This window comes from Aestuariivirga sp., from assembly GCF_047600585.1.
Lineage (GTDB): Bacteria > Pseudomonadota > Alphaproteobacteria > Rhizobiales > Aestuariivirgaceae > Aestuariivirga.
In genome coordinates, this window is record NZ_JASGKP010000001.1 from 3,579,506 (window position 1) to 3,591,968 (window position 12,463).

At 65.0% G+C, this 12,463-nt stretch carries 14 protein-coding genes and 1 pseudogene; 4 read left to right on the plus strand and 11 right to left on the minus strand.

The window, feature by feature from the left end:
- Position 1: 1 nt before the first annotated feature.
- The 7 genes from uraH to QM801_RS17590 form a co-directional block, all read right to left on the minus strand.
- Complete coding sequence (uraH, locus tag QM801_RS17560) at positions 2-361, minus strand: hydroxyisourate hydrolase (RefSeq protein WP_415020499.1); 360 nt, start codon at positions 359-361, stop codon at positions 2-4.
- An 87-nt stretch (positions 362-448) separates the two neighbouring features.
- Complete coding sequence (locus QM801_RS17565) at positions 449-1,396, minus strand: LysR family transcriptional regulator (RefSeq protein ID WP_415020500.1); 948 nt, start codon at positions 1,394-1,396, stop codon at positions 449-451.
- Positions 1,397-1,402: 6 nt separating this feature from the next.
- A complete protein-coding gene (locus QM801_RS17570) occupies positions 1,403-2,656 on the minus strand; it encodes an ROK family protein (RefSeq protein WP_415020501.1) in 1,254 nt (417 codons plus the stop codon).
- Between the two features lie 135 nt (positions 2,657-2,791).
- The gene (locus tag QM801_RS17575) at positions 2,792-3,163 is read right to left on the minus strand and encodes a helix-turn-helix domain-containing protein (protein ID WP_415020502.1); all 372 of its coding nucleotides are present in this window, start codon (positions 3,161-3,163) and stop codon (positions 2,792-2,794) included.
- On the minus strand, positions 3,163-3,744 hold the full coding sequence (locus QM801_RS17580; protein ID WP_415020503.1) for a Smr/MutS family protein: 582 nt from the start codon (positions 3,742-3,744) through the stop codon (positions 3,163-3,165). Before QM801_RS17580 ends, QM801_RS17575 begins: the two co-directional genes overlap by 1 nt.
- The gene (locus QM801_RS17585; protein ID WP_415020504.1) at positions 3,741-4,877 is read right to left on the minus strand and encodes a murein transglycosylase A; all 1,137 of its coding nucleotides are present in this window, start codon (positions 4,875-4,877) and stop codon (positions 3,741-3,743) included. Before QM801_RS17585 ends, QM801_RS17580 begins: the two co-directional genes overlap by 4 nt.
- On the minus strand, positions 4,861-5,553 hold the full coding sequence (locus tag QM801_RS17590; RefSeq protein WP_415020505.1) for a Tim44/TimA family putative adaptor protein: 693 nt from the start codon (positions 5,551-5,553) through the stop codon (positions 4,861-4,863). The genes QM801_RS17585 and QM801_RS17590 overlap by 17 nt, the downstream gene beginning before the upstream one ends.
- A 242-nt stretch (positions 5,554-5,795) precedes the next feature.
- Here QM801_RS17590 and secB point away from each other — a divergent pair, with 242 nt between their 5' ends.
- Positions 5,796-6,386: a protein-export chaperone SecB gene (gene secB, locus QM801_RS17595; protein ID WP_415020506.1), complete on the plus strand. Its 591-nt coding sequence runs from the start codon at positions 5,796-5,798 to the stop codon at positions 6,384-6,386.
- 16 nt (positions 6,387-6,402) lie between these two features.
- On the opposite strand, the gene dnaQ is transcribed toward secB, so the two are convergent.
- From dnaQ to QM801_RS17615, 4 genes are read right to left on the minus strand one after another with little or no spacing between them, the layout of a single operon-like run.
- Positions 6,403-7,119 (minus strand): DNA polymerase III subunit epsilon, encoded by a 717-nt coding sequence (gene dnaQ / locus QM801_RS17600; RefSeq protein WP_415020507.1) that lies wholly within the window; start codon positions 7,117-7,119, stop codon positions 6,403-6,405.
- Positions 7,116-7,712, minus strand: coding sequence for a dephospho-CoA kinase (gene coaE, locus QM801_RS17605; protein WP_415020508.1), 597 nt, complete (start codon positions 7,710-7,712; stop codon positions 7,116-7,118). Before coaE ends, dnaQ begins: the two co-directional genes overlap by 4 nt.
- Positions 7,709-8,548, minus strand: a complete 840-nt coding sequence (locus tag QM801_RS17610; protein WP_415020509.1) for a shikimate dehydrogenase — start codon at positions 8,546-8,548, stop codon at positions 7,709-7,711. Before QM801_RS17610 ends, coaE begins: the two co-directional genes overlap by 4 nt.
- Positions 8,545-9,135 (minus strand): Maf family protein, encoded by a 591-nt coding sequence (locus tag QM801_RS17615; RefSeq protein ID WP_415020510.1) that lies wholly within the window; start codon positions 9,133-9,135, stop codon positions 8,545-8,547. Before QM801_RS17615 ends, QM801_RS17610 begins: the two co-directional genes overlap by 4 nt.
- A gap of 366 nt (positions 9,136-9,501) precedes the next feature.
- Here QM801_RS17615 and hemE point away from each other — a divergent pair, with 366 nt between their 5' ends.
- The 3 genes and pseudogenes from hemE to rho all read left to right on the plus strand — a co-directional run bounded on the left by hemE (position 9,502) and on the right by rho (position 12,413).
- A complete protein-coding gene (hemE, locus tag QM801_RS17620) occupies positions 9,502-10,536 on the plus strand; it encodes a uroporphyrinogen decarboxylase (protein ID WP_415020511.1) in 1,035 nt (344 codons plus the stop codon).
- Between the two features lie 5 nt (positions 10,537-10,541).
- The gene (hemJ, locus tag QM801_RS17625; RefSeq protein ID WP_415020512.1) at positions 10,542-10,970 is read left to right on the plus strand and encodes a protoporphyrinogen oxidase HemJ; all 429 of its coding nucleotides are present in this window, start codon (positions 10,542-10,544) and stop codon (positions 10,968-10,970) included.
- 158 nt (positions 10,971-11,128) lie between these two features.
- Positions 11,129-12,413: pseudogene (gene rho / locus QM801_RS17630) on the plus strand (transcription termination factor Rho).
- The last annotated feature ends 50 nt before the right edge of the window (positions 12,414-12,463 follow it).

Here is a 12,463-nt window from a genome sequence, read left to right on the forward strand (position 1 = left end):
CTCAGCTCCCCCGGTAGGTGGCGTAGCCGTGGGCCGAGAGCAAGAGCGGCACATGATAGTGCTGGTCCACGTTGGAGATGCCGAAGCGGATGGGGATCACGTCGAAGAAGGGCGGGCTCGGCAGCGCCGCCCCGGTGCTGTGCAGGTATTCCCCGGCGCGGAAGCGGAGTTCATAAAGGCCGGTCTTCAGGTTTTCGCCCTGGAGGAGGGGCTGGTCGACGCGGCCATCGGCATTGGTGACCGTGGTCACGAGCTTCTGCGGCTCGCCCGCCACGTTCCACAGCTCGATGATGAGGCCTGCGGCCGGACGGCCCAGATGCGTGTCCAGCACGTGTGTCGTGAGACGGCCCTTCGTCACCATGGAACTCCTTCCCCGGTTTTCTCTCCGGTCTTCGCGCCGGAATTTCCGGCAGATGTTATCACGCTGTCACTGTTCCAGACAGCCCAATTATTTGCCACGCACTGTTCGATTTTTTGGCACAGCGAAAAGCTTCTCCATGCGGGTGCGGGCGTGTTCGAGAAAGGCCGTGGCCGCGGCATGGCCGTCGAGTCCGGGGCGGTGCACCAGCATCATCCGGTCGGGCGGAATGTTGCGGTCGGCCAATGGAATGAAACGCAGGCGGCGGTCGCTCAGTTCCTGCTCGATTCCGATCGGCGTCTGGAAGGCAACGCAGAGGCCGCGCGCCGCAAGGCTTGCCATGACGCGGAGGGAATTGCATTCGATCGCGGGCTTCACCAGCAGCTTCTGCCGCCGGGCCACGGGATCGAGCAGGCTCCGCAGGCTGAGGCCGCGGGCGGGCCAGGCCACAGGATGGGCGAGGCAATCCTTCAGCGTCACGCGCGCCAGCTTCGCCAGCGGATGCTGCGGCGTGACGATGGCGCCCAGTGGCATGTCCTGCGTGTGGGCGATGCCGAGGCCTTCGAAGCTTGTGGGATTGAAGGTGAAGCCCACATCGGCGGCATTGTCGCGGACGAGTTCGGTGACTGCATCGGAGCCCGCCACCGTGACCGCAAGCTGAAGGCCGGGATGGCGCGTCGCGAAGTCATCGAGGATGCGCGGCAGCAGCGCGCCCGAAACGCTTTCCACCGTGGCGATCCGGACCTTGCCGCTCTTGAGACCGCGCAGCGCGTTGAGGCGGTCCAGCGCCTGCTCGTGAAGGAGGGCGGACGAGGTCAGCGCCCGGCGCAGTTCTTCGCCGGCAGGTGCCAGTCGCAGGGTGCGGCCGCTGCGTTCGAAAAGCGCGATGCCGAGGCTTGCCTCGAGAAGTGCGATCTGGCGGCTGATGGCGGAGGCGGCGGTGTTCGCCTGCCGGGCGGCGGCGCGCACGGAGCCCGCCTCGGCCACCAGAAGGAAGTAGCGGCAACCTGCGGCCAGGAAGTCGTCGCTCTTCTGCATCGCCCGCTAGCCTGCCTGCGCGGCAAGCAGGCTTGCGGCCTGCGGTGTTGCTATCGCAAATACGTCGCGGTCGATGATGCGCAACAATGCATCGACGGTGCCGCGGATGATCATGTCGTCACTGAAACGGACCTGCTCCAGCGCAACGTCGCGGCGCAGCACCTCGACCACGCTTTTCTCCAGCGCCTCGCGCATGGCCTGTTCCATCAGTTCGGAGGTTTGCAGTCCGGGCCCCGCCAGCACGATGCGGTCGGGGTTCAGGATGGAGATGACACGGCCGATGCCATAGCCCAGGGCAGCGCCTGCCAGTTCGAAGGCGGCGCGGGCCTTCGCATCTCCCGCCTTGGCCTTCTGGTGGAGGCCGATCATGGTCGCTTCCGAGACGGCGGAGCGTGGCGCCTCCTTCTCCGTTTCGCCCATGTAATGGCGGAGGATGCCGTAGTCCGCCACATAGGCCTCGACGCAGCCCTTGCGGCCGCAACGGCAGAGCGCGCCATCGGGAATGTGGTTCATGTGGCCGAACTCGGCGGCAGCCCCGGTGGCGCCGTGGAAGACCTCGCCGTTGATGATGACACCCATGCCGACGCCATAGCCGGTGAAGATGGCAGCCGTGACTCCCCCGTAACGAACCCGGTCGGCGGAGACGAGGCCCTCGGCAATCATGTTGGCATCGTTGGCGACGAAGCAGGGAACGGCGAAGCGTTCTTCCAGTGCGTGCGCCACGGGAATGTCGCCCTCCTTGAAGGCGGGCGACCAGACGATGGAGCCGCTGCGGCTGTCGGCGAGGCCCTGGATGGCGACCCCGATCCTGGAAATCCGCCGGGGGGCGATCTCCTGGGTGGCGAGGAAGGCGGCGATCTCGTCGGCGAGCGCCGCACCGAAGCGGTCGCGGCCCGCGTCATAGGTGGGCAGGCGGACTTCGGTGCGGGCCAGCGTCTCGCCGCGGAAATCGGTGAGGACGATCATCACGTCGTCGATGGAGATCTTGACCGCCAGCACCAGTGCCGCGCCGGGATTGAGGGCAAGCCGCACCGTGGGCCGCCCGCGCTTGCCCGAGGGCGGGGTGACGACCGGCAGGCTTTCCTCGCTGATGATACCTTCGCTGATGAGCTGGGCGCAGATGGTGGTGATGGAGGCGGGGGACAACCCGGTCAGGCGTCCGAGATCGACGCGCGCCGATGCGCCGTGCTGGCGGAGCGCGCCCAGCACGAGCAGGCGGTTTTGCCGCCGGACAAGCTCACTGTCGGCCTTTTCTGCCATGGTCTGCCTCGGCCACTTCCTCCCGGCCGCCTGTTTTTCTTATGGGACGCGGCTTCGTTCATATGCTGTGCCAAGACCTAAATTTGCGCAAGATTAATTTTGGGGAACAAAAGAAAGCAGTCCGGCGAGCGGTTGTCAGCCCGGCGGCTTGCGGCGGCGGGCGTCGAGCACCCGCATGAGATCGTCCAGCGCGTCCCGGTCGAGGTCCTTGATAGCCAGCGCCAGCCGGTTGGCAAATTCCGTGGCGCGGGGGTCGAGGCCGGAGGTGTCGATGGTCACCCGGGGGTGACTGATGCGGGCCAGCCCGAGGAGCTGTTCGGCATCGTCCCAGATGATGTTGAAGTAGGCGATGATGCGCTGGATGAGGTACCAGGAGGGCCGCCCGCGCTTGCCGTGTTCGAGGGCCGAGAGATAGGCGCTCGAAATGCCGAGTTCGGCTGCCATGTCGGCGAGCGAGACGCCGCGCGCCTCGCGCAGTTCCCGGAGCTTGACGCCGAAGGGCGTCATCAGCCGTGCTCCGGCCTGCGGCGCAGGCGGAGATAATAGGCCCCGCCGCCGCCGTGGCGCGGATGCGCCGGCTGCAATCCCGAAACATGTTCGCGGAAGACATGCTCGTTGAGCCACATCGGCACCTCGCGCCGGAGCCGGCCTTCGCGCTCGGGCGCATGGAAGAAGCCGGTGCCGTGCAGCGTGTGGCGGGCGAAGGGCGACGCACCCTTCCCCGTGATCACCAGCACGAGGCGGCTGCCGTTGCGCCGCTCGCGCTCGAGGAAATGATAGAGCTGCATGCGCGCCACTTCGAGGCCGTGGCCGTGCAGATCGATCCGCGCATCGGGCTCCACCTGCCCGCGCGACAGCTTCTGCGCGGTGCGGCGGTCGAAGGCGGCAAGCGGCGGCGGCGATGACGCCTGCCGGTGCTCCATGCGGGGCGCATGGGACACTGCATGGCTGGTGTGACTGGCATGCGATGCCTTCGCCGCAACACCCGGCGGCTGCGGCGTGGGGCGCGGCGTCTTCAGGGGCGTGATGGTGCGCTTCACCTCGTCCCACAGGGCGTGATCGGCAAGATCGGTGTGCGGACGTTTCATCGCGGCAGCCCCAGTGAGGCGGCCACCGCATGGGGGAGCAGTGCGGTCATGCGGCCCGGGCTTTTCATGTGGCCGGCGATCAGCTCCGCCTCGCTGCCCCAGCCCCAGTAGAAATCGCCACGCACGAAACCCTTGATCGCCGAGCCCGTGTCCTGCGCGATCATCAGGCGCGACAGCCCGTGATCCTTGCGCTTTGCTTCTGGCGGATAGTGCGTCTCGATCCAGAAGGGCGTGCCAAACATCCAGTTGGCGCGGTCGACCGCCATGGAGCGGTGCGGCGTCAGATGAACGCGCGCGGCACCCACCGCGCCCAGTGTCTCATCCTCGACGGCGATCTCGCGGAAGAAGACGAAGGAGCGGTTCTCCCACATGAGCTTGCGCGCGTCCTGCGGATGCGCCGCCATCCACGTGCGCAGTGCCTGCATCGACATTGCTTCGCGGGCGATGACGCCGCGCTCGGCGAGAACGGCACCGATGCTGGTGTAGGGAAGCCCGCTCTTCGCCGCATAGGAAAGGCGGAGCGACGTGCCATCGGGAAGGCGCACGCGGCCCGATCCCTGGATGTGGATGAAGAAGGCATCGACCCAGCTCCTGAGATAGCAGAGCTCAAGACCGCGGCCCTTGAGCGCGCCTTCTTCAATCTCGCGCCGGGTGATGTAGGGGGCGGCAACACCTTTCACGCGGCGGCCGTACTTCAATCCCGTCTTCTGTTCTTCCGCTTCCGTGAAGGGCACGAGATCATCAGGCTTGCGGTAGACCGGAACATCGTAGCCGGCACGCGCCTCGCGGCTGCCGTCTGCTTCCGGTTCATAGTAGCCGGTGAAGAGACCGTCCGGCCGGTCGTAGGCGTGAACCCGGTAGGGCTGGAAGTGGCTGGCGAAAAATGGGTGCGCATCCGTGGCCGCAAGGGCTGCGTTGCATGTGGGCAGCCAGTCGTCGCGGCGGCCGCCGAAGAGCACGAGCCGCGAGAAGCCGGCACCACCTTCGATGATCTCGCGGGCCTGACGCCGGAACGCGGCGAGGCTTGCGCCGAGATCGTCCTTGTCGATGCCGTGCAGGGATGAAAAGGAAACCGGTTCGAGGCGAACCCGCTTCAGCGCAGCCGACGATGCCTCATCAGCCGATGTCGTCATCGGTTGCGACCAGTGTCCAGTTGGGATCGCGGCTCGTCACGTCGCGCTCGAAGGTCCAGATGTCCTCGACCTCGCGGATCGCCTTGTCGTCGCCCTCCACGGTCTCGCCATCGCGGGAGACCACGCCCTGGATCATCTGGCTGCGGAAGCGGAGCGTGAGGCTGGCGGTGCGGCCGGTGAGATCGGCGCGGGTCAGCGTCGCGGTATTCACGCCCACGAACTGGAAGACGAAGCGCGAGCCCTCCGCCTTGCGGCGGTCGATGGCGGCCGAGAAGGATTGCATCACATCCGGTCCGAGCAGCGGCTTCAGCGCCTGCTTGTTGCCGTCGGCATAGGCCTGCAGCACCATCTCATAGGCAACCTTCGCGCCTTCAATGAAGGGGCCGACCTTGAAGTCGGGTGACTTCTGGGCAATCGCCTCGAGGGCCTTGGCGGTCGCTGAGCCCTCCTCGGCATGGCCGTGCCAGACCGGCTTCGGCGGTTCGCGGTCGTCAACACCCAGGGGCGGCGAGGTCTCGGCCTGGGGGCCGGGAGCGGTGCGCGGTTTCAGCACCACGGGTTCCGCCGGCGGGCGTTCCAGCCCGGTGCGCGTGCCCAGCACGGAGCGCAGCTTCCAGAACACCACCACGGCGATGGCGAGGAGGATCAGGTTCAGCGGATCAAAGAGCGAGTTCATCAAGGTCCAAATGCCAGCAGATGCCAAAGTCCACATATAGAAACTTGAGCGCCGCAATCAAAGTCCAAAGCATCGACCCCAAGCTGGCCGGAAATGGGGCCGTCACGGCGGCATTTTTTTGCGTTCCACCGCTCCTGCCCGGCTGATGCACCTTGCGTCTCGTCATTGCAGGCCGCACACCTTCATGTTAGCTGGCGGGTGATTCCCGGCTAGGCCGGCGACTGCGGCGAGGAGACGAGGCTATGGCAAAGGTAACCAAGACAGCAAAGCCGGCGGCGAAGGCCGCGGCAAAACCGGCAGCAAAATCGAACGGTAGCCCCGCCAAGGCGGCGGAAGCGGCCGAACCCCGGGTTGCGGCCCCTTCCGCACCCTTGACTGCGCCGGAACCAGCACCGGGCACCACGCCCACCTTCAAGATCCTCGGCCAGTACCTGAAGGACCTCAGCTTCGAGAACCCCAATGCGCCGGCGTCGCTCGCCCCCCAGTCGAGCCAGCCCGACATCAACATCGCGGTCAACGTCAATGCCCGCAACCTGTCGCCCACCGAGTTCGAGGTGGAGCTTCACCTTGATGCCAAGGCGACGGGCGGCGGCCACGTGGTCTTCGCGGCCGAGCTTCTATATGCTGGCATCTTCCGCCTCGAGAACTTCCCCAAGAACGTGGTGCAGGCGGCCGTGCTGATCGAATGCCCGCGCATGCTTTTCCCCTTCGCCCGCCAGATCATGGCGGACGCCACGCGGAACGGCGGCTTCCCGCCGCTCATGCTGGACCCCATCGACTTCGCCTCGATGTATCAGCAGCGGATGAAGCAGCAGGCTGCCACCTCGGCCTGATCTCTTCCGATCTGATCTACTGCAGGGTCTTCGGCGCGTCGGCCCAGAGCGCCGACGGCCCCAGGCTTTCCACCAGAGCCTGATGGGCCTGGCGTTCCGCCTCGCTGAGGCGGGGCGCGAGCGCTGCCGGCCGCGGCTGAACCGCGTTGGTGATCGCCGTCACCGAGACGGAAATGCGTTCCGTCACCTGTCCGCTGCCCACCAGATTGAGCGCCGTCTGCCGCCCGCCCAGAAGCTCGATATAGACATCGGCGAGAAGTTCGGCATCGAGCAGTGCGCCGTGCTTGGTGCGCTTGCTGTTATCGATGCCGTAGCGCTTGCAGAGTGCATCGAGACTGTTCGAGGCCATGGGGTGCTTGCGCCGCGCGATGGCGAGGGTGTCCACGACCTGGCCCATGTCGATCGGCGGACGGTCGAGGTAGGAGAGCTCGGCATTGATGAAGCCCATGTCGAAGCTGGCGTTGTGGATGACCAGCACCGCATCGCTCACGAAGTCGATGAACTCCTGCGCGATCGTCTTGAACACCGGCTTGTCCTTGAGGAAGGCAGACGAGAGCCCGTGCACCGCCTCCGCCTCCTTCGGCATGTCACGTTCGGGATTGATGTAGACATGGAAGGTGCGGCCGGTGGGCACATGGTTCAGAAGTTCGATGGCGCCGATCTCGACGATGCGATGGCCCTCCGCCGGGGAGATGCCTGTCGTTTCCGTATCGAGAATGATTTCGCGGCTCATGATCGCTTCTCTTTGCGGATTTGCGCGATGACTGCAAGCACGCGCGCCCGCAACTCCTCGATTGTCCCCGTTGTTTCGATGAGGTGATGGGCGCGGCGGCGCTTTTCCGCATCCGCCATCTGCCGCTTCAGAACGAGCGCGAGCTTTTCCTCGGTCATGCCGGGGCGGGCGAGTGCCCGGCGGCGCTGGATCTCTTCGCCGGCCGAGACCACCACCGTCACATCCACATCCCTGTCGCCACCCGTTTCGAGAAGAAGCGGCACATCCAGCACCACCATCTCCGTGCCCTTTGATTTTTCCGCGGCGATGAAGGCCTGGCGGCGGGTGCGGATTTCGGCATGGACGAGTGCTTCGAGTTTCGCAAGCAGCGCCGGATCGGCAAGCACCAGGGCACTGAGCGCCGTGCGGTCAACCTTGCCGTCACTCACGGCAGAAGGTGCGAGAGCCGCGAGAAGATCAGCGCCTTCCTTGCTGTCATAGAGCCTGTGCACCTCGCGGTCGGAATCGAAAACCGGAATTCCCTCGCTCACGAAGACCTTCGCCACTTCGGACTTTCCCATGGCGATGCCGCCGGTGAGGCCGATGACGATCATCCCGCATATCCGGGATCGATGTCGCGGGCGATCAGGCGGTAGAGATCTTCATCCACCACGGGGCGCTTGCCGAACCACAGGGCAAAGCCCGGCACCGCCTGATGCAGCAGCATGCCGAGGCCGGGCACGATCGGGTGACCATGCGCCTTCGCCTCCTGCAGGAAGGGTGTGACGAGCGGCACGTAGTTCACGTCGGTCACCACCGCGTCCTGTTTCAGCTTGGCGAAGGGCACGCTGATCTTGGCGGCATCGGCCACACCGGCCGAGGTGGCGTTGATGAGCAGGTCGGTTTCGGCCAGGCTCTTGTCAAGTTGGGCGAGCGCCACCGTCGTCACCTTGCCGGGGAAGGCCTTGGCGATTTTCTCCGCCTTCTCGGGCGTGCGGTTGGCGAGCAGCACGCGGGCCAGCCCGCGCCGCAGCATCTCGTCGATGAGGGCGCGCGAGGTGCCGCCCGCGCCGAGAATGAGCGCCGTCTTGCCTGCAAAACTGAAGCCGGGCAGGCGCCAGAGAATGTTTTCGACGAAGCCTTCGCCGTCGGTCGAGGTCGCGAAGGTCTGGCCGTCGCGGACATAGACGGTGTTGATCGAGCCGGTGCGCTGGCCGCGGTCATCGAGGTTCTGCACGTAATTGCAGGCGGGCTCCTTGTGCGGCAGCGTGATGTTGCAGCCGGCGTATCCACGCTCCGGCAATGTGCCGAGGAATTCACGGAGCTCCTCGGGCCGCACTTCGACGCGGCCATACTCGCCCTCGATGCCGAACCGCTTCAGCCAGTGGCCATGGATCATGGGCGAGCGCGAATGCTTGATGGGGAAACCGATGACACAGGCCTTGATCATGGCGCAATGAAACCCTTGACACGAAGACACGCGAGAAGCGGCAGGACGGGAAGGCCGAGGATCACGTGATCGCTGCCCTCAACGCTTTCCATCAGCCGGAGGCCGATCCCCTCATAGTGATAGGCCCCGACAGAAAAGAGAATGTCTTCCCCTGCTTCGTCAAGATAGCTGTCGAGGGCGGCCTCTGAAAAGGTCCGGAAGGTGATCCGGGCCTCCTCAACGGTGGACCAGAGGAGAGTGCCGCCGCGGACAAGGGCCACCGCCGAAGCCAGCACATGGGTCTTGCCGCGCAGATCAAGAAGCTGTTGGCGCGCGGCGCTCCGGCTTCCCGGCTTGTCGTAGAGACGGCCGTCGCAGGAGAGGGTCTGGTCGGCGCCGATCACCGCCGCGTCAGTATGCTGCAGGGAAGCGGCGGTGGCCTTCCCCGTCGCGAGGAGGCTCGCCAAGGCAGTGCCGTCCAATCCCGGGTTCTGGCGCTTGGCGGCATCCTCGTCATAGTCGGGCGAGAGGGCTGTGAAGTTCACCCCGGCCCTTGTCAGCAATGCGCGGCGGGCCTTGCTCTGGGAGGCGAGGATGATCATGCTCATGACGGCAAGGTCTAGACCAGCCGGTGCACGGTGGAAATGGCCCTTGTCCTGGCGCAAGGCAGCGACCGCTCGACACATTATATATAGCCGGGCGATGTTCTCCACAGTGCTGGGGATTGTGAGCGTGGGTAAGTCCGGGACGGGTGCGGGCGGCTCTGGGGAAAACCCGGGGCCGGCGGCTGAATCCGGAGAGGGCGGTGGATGGGAGTGTTTGGGGTGTTGAGAATGGAAACGGCGGGAAAGCGCGCCAAAAGCCTTAACGATGGGTTAATTTGTCATCCCCGCTTGCTTTTCTCCCCGTTATCCCGGATTCCCACAGGCCAACAGACTCATCAGAAGAATTAACTCTTTCTTAAGGAAGACGACGTGGGCAAAGCGCTCCTGGATGTATTGACCGGCAAGACTCCCGAGAGGAGGCCGGTATGGCTGATGAGACAGGCCGGACGTTATCTCGCCGAATACCGGGCGGTGCGTCAGGAGGCGGGGTCGTTCCTTGATCTGTGCTACAAGCCCGACCTGGCAGCGGAGGTGACTCTGCAGCCCTTGCGCCGGTACGACTTCGATGCCTCCATCGTCTTCGCCGATATTCTGGTCGTGCCGCATGCCATGGGGTCTGACCTGAAGTTCGTCGAGAACGAAGGGCCGGTTCTCTCTCTCGTGCGCAACATGGACGAGGTGAATGCCCTCTCCGATGCGAAGGGCGCCTGGCAGTTCGAGCGCGTCTATGAAACCCTCGGCAAGGTGAAGGCAGGGCTGGCGCCGCACGTGACGCTGATCGGTTTCTGCGGCGCGCCGTGGACAGTGGCGAGCTACATGATCGAGGGCCGCGGGTCTGACCGCGCAGTCGCACTGGCGGCGGCGGCGAAGGCGGAGCCGTGGTTCGTGCGTCTCGTTGACCGTCTGGTCGAGACCTCGATCGACTACCTGGTCGGGCAGGTGAAGGCGGGTGCGGAAGTCCTGCAGATCTTCGACAGCTGGGCTGGCGATCTGCCGGAGGGCCTGCGGGCCCGCTGGGTGCATGAGCCGATTGCCCGTGTCGTTGATGGCGTACGGAAAGTCTTCCCCGGTCTGCCCATCATCGTCTTCGGCCGCGGCATCGGGACGGGTCATGCGGCACTCGCCCGCGCCACCCACGCCAATGCGGTGAGCGTCGAACAGGACACGAGGCTGTCGGACGTTCTGAAGGAACTCCCCACCGGTGTTGCCGTGCAGGGCAACCTGGCCCCTGAACGCCTGATGGCGGGCGGCGCAGACATGATTGCGGGCACGGAAGCGATCTGCCGCGAAGTGCCCATGGCGCGCCACGTCTTCAATCTTGGCCATGGCATCCTGCAGCACACTCCGCCGGAGCACGTGACGGCACTTCTTGACGCCATCCGCAAGACCGACGGTAGGGCCTGACGTCCATGTATCTCTGGCTGAAGGTCATCCATATCCTGGCGGTGATTTCCTGGATGGCCGGGCTGTTCTACCTGCCCCGGCTCTTCGTCTATCACGCCGACAAGCCGGTGGGCAGCGAGACCGACCAGACCTTCCTCGTCATGGAACGGCGCCTGCTGAAGGCCATCATGCGGCCGGCCCTCGTGGTTGTCCTCATCACCGGCCTCGGCCTTTGGCATGTGCTTGCGTTGTCGCTGTCGGAGCCGTGGTTCGCGATCAAGGTGACGGCGGTGGTCTGCATGCTGGCCTTCCACGGCCTGCTCGAGCGCCATGTGCGGGAGTTCCGTGACGGACTGCGCGTGAAGCCGTCGCGCTACTTCCGGATCATCAACGAGATCCCGACGGTGCTGCTGATCGTCATCGTCATTGCGGTGATCGTGCGGCCCTTCTCCTGAGGCGTGTGGCGCCCGCTTCGCTTGCACGCGGTTGGGGCTTTTCATTTTCCGTCCGAACTGCTACATGAGCGTCACTGCCGTTCGGCAGCACCCCTCCCCCTTCGCCGGTTGTTGCGACGCCCGTCTGCTGATCCCGGCCCTATTTTCAAGTTGATGGAATGACCAGTATCAGTGACCTTAAGGAGATCAAGCTCTCCGAATTGAAGCGCAAGTCGGCTGCAGAGCTTGTGAGCCTCGCCGAAGAGCTCGAGGTCGAGAATGCCAGCTCGCTGCGCAAGCAGGAGCTCATGTTTGCAATCCTCAAGAACCTTGCCGCCCGCACCGTCGAGATCATCGGCGAAGGCGTGGTCGAAGTGCTGCAGGACGGCTTCGGCTTCCTGCGCTCGGCAGAGGCCAATTACCTCCCCGGCCCCGACGACATCTACGTGAGCCCCAGCCAGATCCGGAAGTTCGGCGTCAAGACCGGTGACACCGTCGAAGGCCAGATCCGCAGCCCGAAGGATGGCGAGCGCTACTTCGCCCTCGTCAAGGTGAACACGATCAATTTCGAGGACCCGGAAAAGGTCCGCCACAAGGTGCATTTCGACAACCTGACGCCGCTTTATCCGGACGAGCGCCTGGAAATGGAAATCGCCGATCCGACCCGCAAGGACTTCTCGCCCCGCGTCATCGACATCGTGGCGCCGCTCGGCAAGGGCCAGCGCGGCCTGATCGTCGCTCCTCCGCGCACCGGCAAGACCGTGCTCCTCCAGAACATCGCCCACTCCATCACCACCAATCACCCGGAGTGCTACCTGATCGTCCTCCTCATCGACGAGCGTCCCGAAGAAGTGACCGACATGCAGCGCTCGGTGAAGGGAGAGGTCATTTCCTCCACCTTCGACGAGCCGGCCTCGCGCCACGTCCAGGTCGCCGAAATGGTGATCGAGAAGGCGAAGCGCCTCGTCGAGCATGGCCGCGATGTGGTCATCCTGCTCGAACTCGATCACCCGCCTGGGCCGCGCCTACAACACCGTGGTGCCGTCCTCCGGCAAGGTGCTGACCGGCGGTGTGGATGCCAACGCCCTGCAGCGCCCGAAGCGCTTCTTCGGTGCCGCCCGCAACATCGAACAGGGTGGCTCGCTCACCATCATCGCCACCGCACTGATCGACACCGGCAGCCGCATGGACGAAGTGATCTTCGAAGAGTTCAAGGGCACCGGCAACTCGGAAATCATCCTTGACCGCAAGGTGGCCGACAAGCGCGTCTTCCCGTCGATCGATATCCTCCGCTCCGGCACCCGCAAGGAAGAGCTGCTGGTCAAGGCGGACACCCTCAAGAAGACCTACGTGCTCCGCCGCATCCTCAACCCCATGGGCACGGTGGATGCCATCGAGTTCCTGCTCGACAAGCTCCGCCAGACCAAGGGCAACAGCGACTTCTTCGATTCCATGAATGCGTGAGGAAACGCCTGAGGCTGAGGCCTCGGGCGGAAGGGCCTCGCCGGGGCCGC